General features: G+C 66.0%; 15 protein-coding genes. 7 read left to right on the top strand and 8 right to left on the bottom strand.

What is annotated here, in order from left to right; all coding sequences use genetic code 11:
* Positions 1–477 precede the first annotated feature (477 nt).
* Positions 478–783: a tyrosine-type recombinase/integrase gene (locus A5766_RS24970; protein WP_082946579.1), complete on the top strand. Its 306-nt coding sequence runs from the start codon at positions 478–480 to the stop codon at positions 781–783.
* Positions 784–826: 43 nt separating this feature from the next.
* On the opposite strand, the gene A5766_RS08990 is transcribed toward A5766_RS24970, so the two are convergent.
* Both A5766_RS08990 and A5766_RS08995 read right to left on the bottom strand, forming a co-directional pair.
* On the bottom strand, positions 827–1813 hold the full coding sequence (locus A5766_RS08990) for a class I SAM-dependent methyltransferase (RefSeq protein ID WP_064867135.1): 987 nt from the start codon (positions 1811–1813) through the stop codon (positions 827–829).
* A 140-nt stretch (positions 1814–1953) separates the two neighbouring features.
* Positions 1954–2742, bottom strand: coding sequence for an enoyl-CoA hydratase/isomerase family protein (locus A5766_RS08995; RefSeq protein WP_064867137.1), 789 nt, complete (start codon positions 2740–2742; stop codon positions 1954–1956).
* A 78-nt stretch (positions 2743–2820) separates the two neighbouring features.
* Between A5766_RS08995 and ligD the strand changes: the two genes are divergently transcribed.
* Entirely contained in the window at positions 2821–3807 is a 987-nt protein-coding gene (gene ligD, locus A5766_RS09000; protein ID WP_064904389.1) for a non-homologous end-joining DNA ligase, read from the top strand.
* 34 nt (positions 3808–3841) lie between these two features.
* Here the strand turns inward: ligD and A5766_RS09005 are convergent, their stop codons facing one another.
* Both A5766_RS09005 and A5766_RS09010 read right to left on the bottom strand, forming a co-directional pair.
* A complete protein-coding gene (locus A5766_RS09005; protein ID WP_064867235.1) occupies positions 3842–4672 on the bottom strand; it encodes an NUDIX hydrolase in 831 nt (276 codons plus the stop codon).
* Between the two features lie 91 nt (positions 4673–4763).
* On the bottom strand, positions 4764–5612 hold the full coding sequence (locus A5766_RS09010; RefSeq protein ID WP_005205325.1) for an ABC transporter ATP-binding protein: 849 nt from the start codon (positions 5610–5612) through the stop codon (positions 4764–4766).
* A gap of 132 nt (positions 5613–5744) precedes the next feature.
* Between A5766_RS09010 and A5766_RS09015 the strand changes: the two genes are divergently transcribed.
* On the top strand, positions 5745–6743 hold the full coding sequence (locus tag A5766_RS09015) for an LLM class flavin-dependent oxidoreductase (RefSeq protein WP_005205326.1): 999 nt from the start codon (positions 5745–5747) through the stop codon (positions 6741–6743).
* Positions 6744–6841: 98 nt separating this feature from the next.
* Positions 6842–7816, top strand: a complete 975-nt coding sequence (locus A5766_RS09020) for a metal-dependent hydrolase (protein ID WP_064904307.1) — start codon at positions 6842–6844, stop codon at positions 7814–7816.
* Positions 7817–7824: 8 nt separating this feature from the next.
* Here the strand turns inward: A5766_RS09020 and A5766_RS09025 are convergent, their stop codons facing one another.
* Genes A5766_RS09025 through ctaD form a run of 4 tightly spaced genes read right to left on the bottom strand, consistent with a single transcriptional unit; the run spans position 7825 to position 12056 of the window.
* Positions 7825–8289, bottom strand: coding sequence for a cupin domain-containing protein (locus tag A5766_RS09025; protein ID WP_064904308.1), 465 nt, complete (start codon positions 8287–8289; stop codon positions 7825–7827).
* Positions 8286–9035 carry an aminoacyl-tRNA hydrolase gene (locus A5766_RS09030; RefSeq protein WP_064867139.1) on the bottom strand — a complete coding sequence of 250 codons (750 nt, stop codon included), beginning with the start codon at positions 9033–9035 and terminating at the stop codon, positions 8286–8288. The genes A5766_RS09025 and A5766_RS09030 overlap by 4 nt, the downstream gene beginning before the upstream one ends.
* Positions 9032–10255 carry a phosphoserine phosphatase SerB gene (serB, locus tag A5766_RS09035; protein WP_064904310.1) on the bottom strand — a complete coding sequence of 408 codons (1224 nt, stop codon included), beginning with the start codon at positions 10253–10255 and terminating at the stop codon, positions 9032–9034. The genes A5766_RS09030 and serB overlap by 4 nt, the downstream gene beginning before the upstream one ends.
* Before the next feature lie 22 nt (positions 10256–10277).
* Positions 10278–12056 carry an aa3-type cytochrome oxidase subunit I gene (gene ctaD, locus A5766_RS09040; RefSeq protein ID WP_005205346.1) on the bottom strand — a complete coding sequence of 593 codons (1779 nt, stop codon included), beginning with the start codon at positions 12054–12056 and terminating at the stop codon, positions 10278–10280.
* A gap of 296 nt (positions 12057–12352) precedes the next feature.
* Here ctaD and A5766_RS09045 point away from each other — a divergent pair, with 296 nt between their 5' ends.
* From A5766_RS09045 to A5766_RS09055, 3 genes are all read left to right on the top strand, one after another.
* Positions 12353–13384, top strand: coding sequence for an ABC transporter substrate-binding protein (locus A5766_RS09045; RefSeq protein ID WP_372495550.1), 1032 nt, complete (start codon positions 12353–12355; stop codon positions 13382–13384).
* Positions 13362–14147, top strand: a complete 786-nt coding sequence (locus tag A5766_RS09050) for an isocitrate lyase/PEP mutase family protein (protein ID WP_064904312.1) — start codon at positions 13362–13364, stop codon at positions 14145–14147. Before A5766_RS09045 ends, A5766_RS09050 begins: the two co-directional genes overlap by 23 nt.
* Before the next feature lie 86 nt (positions 14148–14233).
* Positions 14234–14722: a beta-class carbonic anhydrase gene (locus A5766_RS09055; protein WP_064904314.1), complete on the top strand. Its 489-nt coding sequence runs from the start codon at positions 14234–14236 to the stop codon at positions 14720–14722.
* Positions 14723–14729: the final 7 nt, after the last annotated feature.

Raw genomic sequence — 14729 nt, forward strand, 5'->3', positions numbered from 1 at the left:
TCCCATTCTGTCACTCAGACAGGGCATTTCGTCTATCCCTCACCGCCCAAACGAATACGAATCGGTGGATCGAGGCTTAGCTTCCGCCGGCCGCGCCGACTCGGGCTCGTACGGCTGAGCGTTGCCCATCTTGTTGTACTCACTACAGCCTTGGCAGTACAGACGCTTTCTCGCCACAAGCGGCGCAACGACGCCAGGAACACCGAACGTCGCCACACCCGCCGTCAACCCGATGACCTTCGCTCGACGAGTCCGCTTCTCCGAGAAGTTCCGACCACCACACTTCCAGCAACGGAAGTTGCCATCAGCATCCACCCGAATGTCCTCCATCGTCTGAAGGTACGACCGAACCGAACTGCAGCACCGCAACATACCCAGCTTTCAACTGATCAGACGACCGACCACCCCGCCCCGGTGGCCCCTTCCCGACCCCACAGCCACCCCCGAAAAGGACTCGTCGAGGAACTGTCCGAGCATGTGCGCATCCACTCCCCCTGCACTGACCCCGACCGATGGTTATGGGCCAATGTGAAGGGACCGTGGACGGCCGACATTGTGGAACCGAGGTTCGCTCGGCTACGCGAGAAGGTCGGCCTCCAGTACACGTTGCACGATCTGCGCCACTTCTACGCGAGCGGCCTGATTGCGGCCGGATGCGATGTGGTGACGGTGCAGCGGGCGATGGGCCACAAGGACGCCACCACCACGCTGAACACCTACTCGCACCTGTGGCCCAAAGCCGAGGACCGGACCCGCAAGGCGTCCGCAGCGATGTTTCGATGAATCTACTGCGGACGAGTGAATCTGCGAATGGCCCTGACCAGGGCTAACGCGGCTTGTACCCGCTCACCACGACGTTGTAGAAGAACTTCGGCGGCACGACCTTGCGCAGCACGTTCTCGTCGAGCCAGGTCATGCGCTTCCACCCGCCGAAGGCGAATCCGGCCCAGCCCCAACCGAGCTTCTCCGACGGCACGGCGGCCTCGAAGGTACGCACGGGCCAGCCGAGCATCGCGGCGGCCAACTCCTCGGTCGCGGTCTCGACCCGGTCGGCCCCCGCCGAACGCGCGATGTCGGCCAACTCGTCGGGATCGAAGGTGTGGATGTCGACAACGGCCTCGAGAGCCGCCGCGCGCGACGACTCGTCGAGCTCCTCCTGCGGTCGACGCCACGCCTTGAGCGGCCCTAACTTGGTGACGTGGGTGGTGGCCCACCAGGTTGCCCGGCTCATCCACCGCGCGTAGAAGTCGCCGATCGTCGACGGCTCGCCCGCGAACACAAAACGCCCGCCCGGCTTGAGCACACGGAGCACTTCACTCAACGCCTGCTCGACGTCGGGGATGTGATGCAGCACCGCGTGGCCGACGACGAGGTCGAAGGTGTTGTCGTCGTAGGGAATCCGCTCGGCGTCGGCAACCCGGCCGTCGACGTCGAGGCCGAGGTTCTCCGCGTTGCGCAGCGCGACCTTGACCATTCCCGGCGACAGATCGGTGACCGAGCCCTTCTTCGCGACACCGGACTGCAACAGGTTGAGCAAGAAGAATCCTGTGCCACAACCGAGTTCCATTGCCCGCTCGTAGGGCAGCGACTCGTCGGCGGCCACGGCGTCGAACCTGCCGCGCGCGTAGTCGATGCACCGTTCGTCGAAGCTGATCGACCACTTCTCGTCGTAGGTCTCGGCTTCCCAGTCGTGGTAGAGCACCTGCGCGAGCTTGGTGTCTTCGAGCGCGGCCTTGACCTGCTCCTCGGTGGCATGCGGATTGGGTGCTGGATCGACGTGATCTGTTGCCGACTCGTTCTCCGTGGTCGTCATGTCTCCTACTTTCGCCCTGTTCTGTGTCGTCGCACCAGCCGTGTGTCGTCGCGACTGCCGTGGCCGACAGCGGGTCCCTACCCGCCGGTAACGACACGTTGCCGTTGAACCCTACCCGCCGTCGGGAGGAGGTTCCGTGGTCACTTCCCGGTGAACTGTGCCTTGCCCGGCCCGTTGGCGATGAACGAATCCATGCCGATCTTGCGATCGTCGGTTCCGAAGAGCGACGCGAACTGCTGTTCCTCGATCTTCAAACCGGTCTCCAGGTCGACGCCGAGCCCCTGGTCGACCGACTTCTTTGCCGCCGCCAGCGCCAGGCTCGCGGCGTTGCGGAACTGCCCGGCCCACGCCAGTGCGGCGTTGTAGACCTCGTCGGGTGCGACGACCTCGTCGACCAGACCGATCCTCAGCGCTTCCTCTGCCCCCACGAAGCGGCCGGTGAAGATCATGTCCTTGGCCTTGGCGGGGCCGACCAGACGCGCCAGCCGCTGCGTGCCTCCACCTCCGGGGATCACGCCGAGAAGCGCCTCAGGGACGCCGAGCTTCGCGTTGTCGCCCGCGATACGACGGTCGGCGCCGAGCGCCACCTCGAGTCCGCCACCGAGTGCGTATCCGGTGATCGCGGCGACGGTCGGCTTGGGGATCTCGGAGATCGATCCGAGCGCACGCTGCAGGCGACCGGCCACCTTCGACATCTCGGCGAACGTCATATCGGTCATCTCTTTGATGTCGGCGCCTGCCGCCAGCACCTTGGGTCCGCCGTAGACGACGACGGCCTTGATGTCGGCACGGTCGGTCGCCTCGCGCGCCGCCGCCTCCAACTCGGTCTGGACCTGCCGGTTCAGCGCGTTCATCGGCGGACGGTTGAGCAGGATCGTTCCCACTCCTGGATGGTCGTCAGAGGTCTCGAGAGTCACGAACTCAGGCATGTGTCGAAGGCTACCGTCCAGCGACGCCCAGCCGTGATGTGGGCCACCGCCGAGACCCCGACGACCTACAGTTGGTGCATGGCATCTTCGCCGTCCTCGAAGTCGTCGGCCGGCGAACCCGTCGAACTGTCCGTCGGTGAACGGACGATCCGACTCTCGAGTCCAGACCGGATCTACTTCTCCGAACGCGGCGAGACCAAACGCGACCTCGCCGACTACTACATCTCGGTCGGCGACGGCATCGTGCGGGCGCTGCGCAACCGGCCGTGCATGTTGCACAGATTTCCCAAGGGCGTCGACGGCAAGAAGGTCCACCAGAAGCGGGTACCCGCGGGCGCCCCGGACTGGCTGAAGACCACAGAGATCTACTTCCCGCGCTTCGGTCGCACCGCCGACGAGCTCTGTGTGACCGAACTGGGCAGCGTCATCTGGGCGGTGCAGATGTCGACGGTCGAGTTCCATCCGTGGAACTCGCGCTGCTCGAATCCCGAGCTGCCCGACGAATGGCGCATCGACCTCGACCCGATGCCGGAGTGCACCTTCGATCGCGTGCAGCGGGTGGCCCACGTCGCGCACGAGGTGCTCGACGAACTCGGTGTGCGCGGCTTCCCCAAGACGTCCGGCGGACGCGGCATGCACATCTACGTACGAATCGAACCGGAGTGGAGCTTCAACCAATTGCGCCGCGCCGCATTGGCTTTCGCACGCGAGGTCGAGCGTCGAGCACCTGACGAGGTCACCACGACGTGGTGGCGCAAGGACCGCGACCCCGCTGCTCTGTTCGTCGATTACAACCAGAACACGCGTGACCACACGATGGCCGCGGCCTACTCGGTACGAGGCAATCCACGCGCAACGGTCTCGGCGCCGATCCTGTGGTCGGAGGTCGACGACGTCGCGCCCGACGACTTCACCATCGCGACAATGCCCGCGCGCTTCGCCGAACTCGGCGACCTGCACGCGGAGATCGACGACGTCGCCTACCGCATCGACACCCTGCTGGAGTGGGCCGATCGAGACGAGACCGGCACCGACGACCCGGACGTCGTCGACCTCGACCGCTGACGAACCCGCACGCAGCAGGTTCAGGCAGTAGCCCTCAGAGCGTGATGTCGGGGATGGGTTGGTCGGCGAGCGTCGCCATGTATGCGTCGGAACCGGAGAAGCTCAAGCCGCTCAGCCCATGCCCAGCGCTCACCTCTGGTTCGATCGCCTCGATCGTGCGCTCTGCGGCGAGCAGCTCGTCGACGGTGTCGAACCGGGCGACCTCGGTCAGCTGAGACCAGGTCGGCGGCAGGAGGAAATGCTTGCCATCAGACCAGGCCGCGAGAGCGTCGGCCGCGCCGGCCCACCGCGCGACGTCGGCCTCCGACGTCGCGTCGTCGGCAATCTGGCCCTCAGGCATGGCCGCGAGGAAGAAGCGGGTGTCGTAGCGTCGCTTCTCGTTCTTCGGCGTGATCCAGTGCGCGAGCGGACGCAACAGGTCGGCACGCAGCGTGAGGTCGTGGGCGCGGAGGAACTCGGCAAACGAGATCGTCTTGTCGACCAGCCTGCGGCGTTCGTCGCCCAGCGTCGCCGGGTCGGCGAACGAGCCGTCGGGCCGCGACGCGAGCAGCACACCGCACTCCTCGAACGTCTCGCGGACCGCCGCACAGACCAGGGCCTGGGCGAGCTCTTCCGTGGTGCCCAACTGCTGTGCCCACCAGGCCGCGTCGGGGCCGGTCCACGCGAGATCGGCGTCGGCATCACGAGGGTCGACGCCGCCACCGGGAAAGACCGTCATCCCACCGGCGAACGCCATCTGCTTGACCCGACGCTGCAGAAAGACCTCGATACCGCCGTCGGCGTCGCGCGCCAGCACGACCGTCGCGGCATCACGCAATGGCGCGACGGTCTCCGCGTGGGCTGTCGCGGCGTCTGTATCGGTCATGTCGATCTCCTGCTCTGTGCCGAACGGGTACGGCCAACTCCTACGTGGGCCACCACCTGTGGTCCGCGTCACCGAATCGACACTATCGCTGCTACCCGGCGGCCCGTCGATGGGATCCGGCACGACGCGAACGACGCGCGAAGAAGCGGGAGCCGTCCTTGGTCAGCGTGATCTGCTGACGGAACGTGTCGGAGAGGTTCTTGCTCGTCAGCACGTCGCCGAGGAGGCCCTGCGCGACGACGCCGCCTTCCGAGAGCAGCATCGCGTGGGTAAAGCCGGGCGGGATCTCCTCGACGTGGTGGGTGATGAGCACGGTGGCTGGCGCGTCGGGGTCCTGCGCGAGAATCGACAGCCGGTCGACGAGCTCCTCACGACCGCCGAGGTCGAGGCCTGCTGCGGGTTCGTCGAGGAGCAGCAGCTCGGGGTCGGTCATCAACGCGCGGGCGATCAACACGCGCTTCCGCTCACCCTCCGACAGCGTGCCGAATCTCCGGTCGGCGAGATGTTCAGCGCCCATCGACTCCAGCGATTCGACGGCCTGCGCGCGATCGACGTCGTCGTAGTCCTCACGCCACCGACCGATCACCGAATAGCCCGCCGAGATCACGACGTCGCTGACGACCTCGTCGTCGGGAACCCTGTCCGCCAGGCCGGGACTGCTCACTCCGATGCGCGTCGACAACTCGCGCACCTCGACTCGGCCGAGTGGCTCGTTGAGCAGAAACGCGGTGCCCGACGTCGGATGCAGTTCGGCGGCAGCCATGCGCAACAACGACGTCTTGCCCGCACCGTTGGGGCCGATGATCACCCAGCGCTCGTCGAGCTCGACCTGCCATGTGATCGGCCCGACAAGCGTCTTTCCACCGCGCACGAGTGTGACGTCACGAAAATCGACGAGCAGGTCCGGGTCCGAGGATGCAGTGTCACTCACCCGTCCCATCGTGCCCTACCGGGCGGCCTCACGGATGCTCGGACGCGACACTTCGCGTCGACGTTTTTGTCGACGTGTTCGCCCACACCGAAACGGCCCCGGAACGGGAATACCTTCGACGCCACGCTCCTTGCCCTAGGTATGCCCGTTGATCTCTCCATCCTCGACCTCGCCCAGGTCGGTCGCAACGAAACCGTCGCCCAATCCCTGGCCGCCTCAACAGAAATGGCCACCAAAGCCGAGCTCTGGGGCTACCGGCGAATCTGGTACGCAGAACACCACAACATGCGCTCGATCGCGTCGTCGGCGCCTGCCGTTCTCATCGCACATGTCGCGGCACACACCTCGACAATCCGCCTCGGCGCCGGCGGAGTGATGCTCCCCAACCACGCGCCGCTGACGATCGCCGAGCAGTACGGCACCCTTGCCGAGCTGCACCCCGGCCGCATCGATCTGGGTCTCGGTCGAGCCCCCGGCAGCGACCAGCAGACCTTCACCGCACTGCGTCGGGACATGGCATCGGCCGACCGCTTCCCGTCCGACGTCCTCGAACTGCAGGGGTACCTGCGCGGTGAGTCTCGCATTCCCGGAGTCGGGGCGACGCCCGGCGCGGGCACCGACGTCCCGCTCTACATCCTCGGTTCGTCGTTGTTCGGGGCACAACTCGCCGCCGCGCTCGGACTGCCCTATGCCTTCGCATCGCACTTCGCTCCGCAGGCACTAGAAGAAGCCGTCGCGCTCTACCGCGACCAATTCCAGCCATCCGAGGCACTCGCCGAGCCGTATGTCATCGCGGGCGTCTGCGTGATTGCCGACGACGATCCGGATGTCGCGGCAGCGCAGCTCCGCCAGGCCAAGCGCCAGCGAGTGACCGCACTCCTCGGTCGCGGTGGCCGGCAGTTCACCGACGACGAGGCCGACGCGATCCTCGAGATGCCACAGGGCAGGCAGATCGACTCGATGCTGACCTATGCGGGCGTCGGCACCCCCGCGGAGGTCCGCGACTACCTCGACTGGTTTGCCGGGCACGCCAACGCCGACGAACTCATCGTCGCGTCGATCGCTCCCGACCGCGACGTGTGGCTGAGCACGCTCGGTCACCTCGCTCCCGCGGTGCAGCCCTCCACGCAGCCGGTTTGATCGATCGCACGTTTTGGTCATACACATCGTCGTTCTATGTATGATCAACCTCATCATGCCGAGGCCGCGTCGGGCTCGGCAGGCGATGAGGAGCCAGGATGTCCGACCTCAAGGTCCGCAGAGTCAAGTTCGACCTCGCCGGCGACGACATCCCATTCAACTGGCACCCACAGCGACCCGCCTTCGCGATGCAGTGCAACGTCGTGTCGTTCTTCGCGCCCGGCTTCGAGAAGCTGATCGTGCAGTCGACACGCGAAGCACTGCCGTTGATGCGAGACCCGGAGATGGTCGACGAGGCGACCGACTACATCAAGCAGGAGGGCCAGCACACGGCTGCCCACCTGGCCCATCTCCGGGCGCTGATACGTCGGTGGCCCGGACTCAAACACACGATGGACGAGGTCATCGCGTCTTACGACCGGTTGCTCGCGACCAAGCCACTCGCTTGGCGTCTGGCCTACGCCGCGGTGGTGGAGGCGACCTTCACGCCCTACTTCCGCGTGTTTCTCGACCACGACGACAAGCTCTTCGAACCCGGTGATGAGCGCATTTCGTCGCTATTCATCTGGCACTTCGTCGAGGAGATGGAGCATCGGAGCTCAGCGCTGAGGGTGTACGACGCCGTCCACGACAGTTATCCCTACCGGCTCAAGACCATCGCGGGCGTGGTCAAGCATTTGAACGAGATGCTGAAGATCGTCGGAGACGGCTTCCGTGAGCACGTACCCGTCGGTGAGGGCGGTGAGTTCGCCGACCTGGTCCCGGCCGGGGTCACGTTGCGGTCGATGGCCGCCGTGTGGCGGTTCAATCGGACGCACGCGGAGTACGACACGACCTACGCCGAGGTACCGCTGCGCGAGATGATCGAGATGTTCGTCGGACTCGTGCGGTCACAGGCACCCGACCACGATCCGCTCTACGAGCGACTCCCCGACTTCGCAGCCCGCTGGTTTCGACGCTACGACGAGGACCCACGAGCGGCCGCCCGCTGGTACTCGGTCGGCGTCGGCGAGATCGCCAAGCGCGTACCCGACGGCCAGGGCGACGTCGTCGACGCGACGTCCACGACGTGAACCGGCGCTTATCGACGCGGTTCGAGTAGCGCGAAATCCGCGAAGTCGAACCCCGGTGCGACGACGCAACTGACGAGCGACGCCTCGTCGCCGACTGCACGCGCGCGTTGCCAATGCCCTGGCGGGACAAGGACTTGCGGACGCTGTCCCGACCCCACGTCGGGTCCGACGACCACGGTCTCGACGTCGTTCGGCGCTTCCCCGTCACCGCCGAGGTCGAGTTCCACCGGGGCGCCGCGATGGAAGAGCCACATCTCCGCACCGCGCACCGTATGCCACGACGACTGCTCGCCCGGAAGCAACACGAAGTAGATCGCGGTCGCAGCCACGCGCGTACCCTCATATCCGGAAGGCAGTGCGCCACAAGGAATCTCGACGCCGCTTCGCCAGGTCTCGCGATACCAACCACCCTCGGGGTGGGGCTGCAGGTCGAGTGAACGTGCCCAGTCGGGTAGTCGGGACGCCTCGCTCACTTGTCGACCACCTCCGCGATCACGGTCACCGACCCGGGCGCGATCTCGGTGAAGCCGGCGTCACGCACCGCAACGGCTTGCTGCTGAGCGTCGGCGGCGAGCAGTTCCTTCCACCGATCTCGATCGGCGAGGCACACCGACAGTGGACACCCGGCGTCACGCCATGCACGAGCCGACGGCTCGTCGAGAAGCTTGACGGCGAGCATCGCCCCGTGGCCGACCTGCGCTGCGAGCTTGCCGACGGTCATCTCGAGGTCGGGATTCACCCAGAGGCATACGCCCCCGCCCGCAGGCGTCGACGGCAACGACCCGTCGACGTCGGTGCCGCCGATCTGCAGGCGAGAAATACGACGGTCGACGTCGCCGACACGTCCGGGAACGAACGCCCGCGCCTGCGCGTCGCCCTCAGTGGCCGTGACACCCCACACCTCTTGTGCCGCAAGCCAATGCGTCCCTCGTGCACGGCGCGCAATCTTGCGGATGCGCGCATCGCACCACGCCGTCATCGGCTCCGACCACGGGCCGTCCGCGCCGGATCGGTCGTCGAGACAGAGCAAGGCAACCGACCGCGCTGCCGCGGTGAGCAACTCGGTGCGGTCGGGTGGGTCGGACTTCTCGATCCGCAACACCATCTGCATCGCGAGCACGTCGGCGGGGTCGTCGGGATCATCGGCGCCGCCGACATAGTCGACGAGACGTCGATAGGCGTCGTCGAAGGGATCGACGCCGGACTCCGTAGACGTCATGGCAACGAGACGCGCCGCAACGTTCCATCCGCGGCGTCGGCGGCCTCGATCTCATCGCGGGTCACGCCGAGGATGAACAGCACCGCGTCGAGGAACGGGTGGTTGAGCGCGGCGTCGGCGACCTCACGAAGCGCGGGTTTGGCGTTGAAGGCGATCCCGAGGCCCGCGACCGAGAGCATGTCGATGTCGTTGGCTCCGTCGCCGACGGCGATCGTCTGTTCCATCGGCACTCCGACCTGGTCGGCGAACGCGCGCAGCGCCCGCGCTTTACCGGGCCGGTCGATGATTTCTCCGATGACCCGACCTGTCAGGCGGCCGTCGACGACTTCGAGGGTGTTGGCACGGACGAAGTCGAGTTCGAGGTCGTGCGCGAGACCGTCGATCACCTGTCGGAACCCACCGGACACCACACCACAGCGGTATCCGAGGCGGTGCAGCGTGCGGATCGTGGTGCGCGCGCCAGGAGTCAGTTGCAGCGATCCGGCAACCTCGTCGAGGACCCGCGCATCGAGACCCTCGAGCGCCGCGACGCGTTCACGGAGCGATTCGGCGAAGTCGAGTTCGCCACGCATCGCGGCTTCCGTCACCGCGGCGACCTCGGCCTCGCGACCCGCGTGTGCGGCGAGCATCTCGATGACCTCGCCCTGGATGAGCGTCGAGTCGACGTCGAAGACCACAAGCCGCTTGGCGCGGCGTGCGAGTCCGCCCCGCTCGATCGCGATGTCGACCCCGTGCTTGGCCGCCACGCCTGCCAGACCCTTGCGGAGGTCGGCGTCGGCTGCGACGCTGTTGCGTCCACCGACGCTGACCATCAATTCGAGTCCGGTCACCGGGTAGTCGGCGACGCCCCGGATCGAGTCGATGTTCCCGCCCTGGCCTGCCAGCTCGGCTGCGACCGCGCGGAAAGCCTTGGCCGTCACCGGACTGCCGAGCAACACCACCGCGTGAGTCGACGGACGGTGGCCGGCAGGCGTGCCGCCGACCTCGACGATCACGTCCATGCCGATCGACCCCATCGCCTGCTCGACGATGTCCTGAACTTCTTCGGGGTCGGTGCCGACCGAGACCATCACGCCGAGGGTCAGGCGGTCGTTGATGACGACCTGCTCAACGTCGAGCAGGCTCACCTGCTGCGCCGCGAGTGCGCCCATGAGGACCGAGGTGACGCCCGGCTTGTCCGGGCCGGTGACCGTGATCAGGACCGGTGTGGATTGCTCCATCGAGGCGATGTGAGGACCGCGATCAGCGGTCGCGGTCGCCGGATGCCTCGTGGCTGCCGGTGGTCAGCGGATCGCGACGCACATCCTCGGCCACCCTGCTCTCATGCCCGTGGCCGCCACCGACGTGCGCTTCTTCACGCATTCGATCGACCATGTGCGGGTAATGCAGTTCGAACGCAGGACGCTCGGAGCGAATGCGGGGAAGCTCGGTGAAGTTGTGGCGCGGCGGCGGGCAACTGGTCGCCCACTCGAGCGAGTTGCCGAAGCCCCACGGATCGTCGACGGTCACGACCTCGCCGTAGCGGTAGCTCTTGAAGACGTTCCACAGGAACGGCAGCGTCGACAGACCGAGGATGAACGCACCGACCGTCGAGATCTCGTTCAGGCGGGTGAACCCGTCGGACGGGAGGTAGTCGGCGTAGCGACGCGGCATGCCTTCGTTACCCAGCCAGTGCTGCACCAGGAACGTCGTGTGGAAACCGATGAACGTCAGCCAGAAGTGCCACTTGCCGAGTCGCTCGTCGAGCATGCGTCCGGTCATCTTGGGGAACCAGAAGTAGATTCCCGCGTAGGTGGCGAACACGATCGTGCCGAACAACACGTAGTGGAAGTGCGCGACGACGAAGTAGCTGTCGGAGAGGTGGAAGTCCAGCGGCGGGCTGGCCAGCAGAACGCCGGTGAGACCACCGAAGAGGAACGTCACGATGAAGCCAACAGAGAAGAGCATCGGCGTCTCGAACGTGATGTTTCCCTTCCACATCGTGCCTATCCAGTTGAAGAATTTCACACCGGTCGGCACCGCGATCAGGAACGTCATGAAGGAGAAGAACGGCAGCAGAACCGCGCCCGTCACGTACATGTGGTGCGCCCACACAGCCACCGACAGCGCAGCGATAGCCAGCGTTGCGTACACCAGACCGGAGTAACCGAAGATCGGCTTACGGCTGAAGACAGGGAACACCTCGGACACGATGCCGAAGAACGGCAGCGCGATGACGTACACCTCGGGGTGTCCGAAGAACCAGAAGAGGTGCTGCCAGAGGATCACACCACCGTTGGCGGGGTCGTAGAGATGCGCGCCGAATTGTCGATCGACCTCGAGGCCGAGCAGCGCAGCGGTCAGCAGCGGGAAGATCAGCAGGATCAGGACGCTGGTCACCAGGATGTTCCAGGTGAAGATCGGCATGCGGAACATCGTCATGCCGGGGGCACGCAGACAGACGACAGTCGTGACCATGTTGACCGCACCGAGGATGGTGCCGAGACCCGACACACCGAGACCCATGATCCACAGGTCGGCGCCGACGCCGGGCGAGTGCACCGCGTCGGTCAGCGGCGTGTAGGCGGTCCAGCCGAAGTCGGCGGCACCGCCGGGGGTCAGGAAGCCACCGATCGCGACGGTCGACCCGAACACGAACAGCCAGAAGCCGAACGCGTTCAGACGCGGGAACGCGACGTCGGGCGAACCGATCTGCAGCGGAAGGACGAAGTTGGCGAAGCCGATGACGATCGGTGTCGCGTACATCAGGAGCATCACGGTGCCGTGCATCGTGAAGAGCTGGTTGAACTGCTCCGTCGACAGGAACTGCATGCCCGGATGAGCCAACTCGGCGCGCATGAGCAGCGCCATCAGGCCACCGATCAGGAAGAACGCGAAGCAGGCGGTGATGTACATCATGCCGATCAACTTGTGATCGGTCGTGGTGATCAGCTTGTAGATGAAAGAACCCTTGGGCTGATAGCGCGCAGGGTACGGGCGCGCTGGCACAACCTGGGTTGTGGGCTGGTCTACCGCGGTCACAGATCCTCCTCTAACCGACCGTGAGCTCGGGACGGCAACGAACGAAAAACTACCGCTGGCAATGACACACCGAGCGCTGGTTACCGATCGTAGCCCCTTCGCCCCGGCTGGGCCGAGTGGGTCCTACGATCTGTCGTACAAATTCTCCGGTACAGCCGAAAAGGGCATGTCAGTGCCCATATTCGGCCGCCGACACGACGTGTCGCGCGGTCAATTCCAGTCCCTGCAGAGACGTCACGCAAACCTCCACGGTCTGCCACCAAAGACGGCCGCGCGGCGGTGCTAGGTTGATCTGCGTGTCAGGCGGGAAGCAAAGCGCGGTCAGTAGAGGTCGCACGCGCAAGGTCAGCGTCCACCTCGGCGCCCTCGTCATCGCGGGTGCGCTCGCGATGGGCTTGTCGGGATGCTCCGACGACAACACGGCCTTGACCACGCCCGACGGCAAGACCATCAGCACCTCGACGACGCGCATCGCCGACGTCAACGTGGTCTCACCCGACCGCGATTACAGCAAGACCTGCCTCGCTCCGACGGCGTCGGATGAACCCCAGTCGGACGTCGACCGCATCGTGGTCACCGATCCGTCGCTCCTCGACGCGATTTGCGCACTGGGCATCGGCTCGAAAGTCGTCGCGGTGACGTCTGCGCCCAACAGCATTCCCGCTTACCTCGGTCCACAGCTGACGTCGGTACCCACGATCGGCACCTCGCCCGACGCCGCGGCCATCGGCGCCGCAGCACCCGACGTCGTACTGACCACGCCCGACACCGCGACGGCCGCCAAGGCATTCGGGTCCACCAGGGTGGCCACCATCGAGTCGGGCGACTGGCGCACACAGTTCACCGAGGTCGCCGACGCACTCGACAGGGCGTCGCAGGGACCGCGCCTGCTCGACGAGTTCGACACGGAAGCACGCAAGACCGGCAAACGTATGGACGCCGCCCACTCCCAGGTGTCGTTGGTCCGATTCGGCAACAACTCCGAAGTGATCGCGGGAACCGACAGCTTCGCGGGTCAGATCCTCTCGACCGTCGGGGTGCAGCGGCCGGCGTCACAACGCTCTGCAGGCACCACCGTCGTCACCGACAAGAACTTCAAGGACGCCGACGCCGATCTGATCTATGTTTCCTTCGAGGGTTCGGCAGGTCTCGCACACGGCAAAGAGGTCCTCCTCAGCGACCGCTGGCTGGATATGGGTGCGCCGACCTGGAAACGGGTCCTCATCGTGGACGACGACGTGTGGTATCGCACTTCGGGACTTGCCGCCGCGTGGCTAGTGCTGAACGACGTGAAAGGTTCACTCAATGGCAACTCCGGAAGCTACTGACTCCTCACCCGACGCTCTGGCCGCCAAGGCGCAGGCTCTGCTCGCGCTGCACCAACCCGGCAGTCCCGTCGTGCTTCCCACCGTCTGGGACGCGTGGTCGGCGACGATCGCCGCCGACGCGGGATTCTCCGGCCTGACCGTGGGCAGTCATCCCGTCGCCGACTCGATCGGCAAGTCCGACAACGAGGGTATGACGTTCGACGACCTCCTGACCCGAGTCCAGCAGATCACCGGGGCCACTGCCCTCCCGGTGTCGGTCGACGTCGAATCGGGGTACGGCGAAAGCGCGTCCCGGCTGATCGAGGGGCTGCTATCGGTGGGCGCCGTCGGGCTCAACATCGAGGACACCGTGCACTCCGAGGGTGGGCGTCTGCGCAGCGCATCCGAGCACGCCGCGCTCATCGGGGAGTTGCGGGCCGCCTCCGACGCCGCAGAGGTTCCCGTGGTGATCAACGCCCGCACCGACCTGTTCCTCCGCGCCGACGGCGACGAGTCCGACCGCGTCGAACGCGCGGTGGCACGCCTGCGGTTGTGCGCCGACGCCGGCGCGAGTTGCCTGTATCCCGTCGGCCGCCACACCGACGACGTCTACCGCACGCTCACCGCCGAACTGCCGCTTCCGGTCAACGCGATCGGTAACCCGGCGGCCGATTCCGGACGGACGCACTACGCCGAGCTCGGCGTCGGGCGGATCAGTTTCGGACCGTTCTGGCAGGCCAACCTCGCCGACCGCGCCGTCGAACTGTTGCACGCGTGGCAGTGAGCGCAGCGCTCGTATTCCCGACCGAGATCGACCCAGACTGATCGCAACTGTTCCCGCCGGTGGGCAGCGTCGACAGGGCTCGACCCATGACTGTCACCGACGAGTACCTGGCCAACAACGACACCTACGCCGCAACGTTCAGCGGCCCGCTGCCCCTGCCGCCGAGCAAGCACGTCGCCGTCGTCGCGTGCATGGACGCACGCCTCGACGTCTACCGCGCGCTCGGCATCAACGAGGGTGAGGCACACGTCATCCGCAACGCAGGAGGCGTCGTCACCGACGACGAGATCCGTTCGCTGACCATCAGTCAGAGGCTGCTCGGTACCACCGAGATCATCCTCATCCACCACACCGACTGCGGCATGCTGACGTTCACCGACGACGAGTTCAAACGCGAGATCCAGAACGAGATCGGTCAGAAGCCCGAGTGGGCTGCCGAATCGTTCCCCGACGTCGAGGAGGATGTCCGGCAGTCACTCGCGCGCATCCGGAACAGCCCGTTCATCACCAAGACGAGTTCGCTGAGAGGATTCGTCTTCGACGTCGCGACCGGGCGGCTCGCAGAGGTGAGCTGACGGCCAC

Source organism: Gordonia sp. 852002-51296_SCH5728562-b (assembly GCF_001665475.1).
Taxonomy (GTDB): domain Bacteria; phylum Actinomycetota; class Actinomycetes; order Mycobacteriales; family Mycobacteriaceae; genus Gordonia; species Gordonia sputi.

Excerpts from the sequence above, each read along its gene's own strand:
- A5766_RS08990 (WP_064867135.1), bottom strand. The coding sequence starts at position 1,813 with ATGACGACCACGGAGAACGAGTCGGCAACAGATCACGTCGATCCAGCA.
- A5766_RS08995 (WP_064867137.1), bottom strand. The coding sequence starts at position 2,742 with ATGCCTGAGTTCGTGACTCTCGAGACCTCTGACGACCATCCAGGAGTG.
- ligD (WP_064904389.1), top strand. The coding sequence starts at position 2,821 with ATGGCATCTTCGCCGTCCTCGAAGTCGTCGGCCGGCGAACCCGTCGAA.
- A5766_RS09005 (WP_064867235.1), bottom strand. The coding sequence starts at position 4,672 with ATGACCGATACAGACGCCGCGACAGCCCACGCGGAGACCGTCGCGCCA.
- A5766_RS09010 (WP_005205325.1), bottom strand. The coding sequence starts at position 5,612 with ATGGGACGGGTGAGTGACACTGCATCCTCGGACCCGGACCTGCTCGTC.
- A5766_RS09015 (WP_005205326.1), top strand. The coding sequence starts at position 5,745 with ATGCCCGTTGATCTCTCCATCCTCGACCTCGCCCAGGTCGGTCGCAAC.
- A5766_RS09020 (WP_064904307.1), top strand. The coding sequence starts at position 6,842 with ATGTCCGACCTCAAGGTCCGCAGAGTCAAGTTCGACCTCGCCGGCGAC.
- A5766_RS09030 (WP_064867139.1), bottom strand. The coding sequence starts at position 9,035 with ATGACGTCTACGGAGTCCGGCGTCGATCCCTTCGACGACGCCTATCGA.
- serB (WP_064904310.1), bottom strand. The coding sequence starts at position 10,255 with ATGGAGCAATCCACACCGGTCCTGATCACGGTCACCGGCCCGGACAAG.
- A5766_RS09050 (WP_064904312.1), top strand. The coding sequence starts at position 13,362 with ATGGCAACTCCGGAAGCTACTGACTCCTCACCCGACGCTCTGGCCGCC.
- A5766_RS09055 (WP_064904314.1), top strand. The coding sequence starts at position 14,234 with ATGACTGTCACCGACGAGTACCTGGCCAACAACGACACCTACGCCGCA.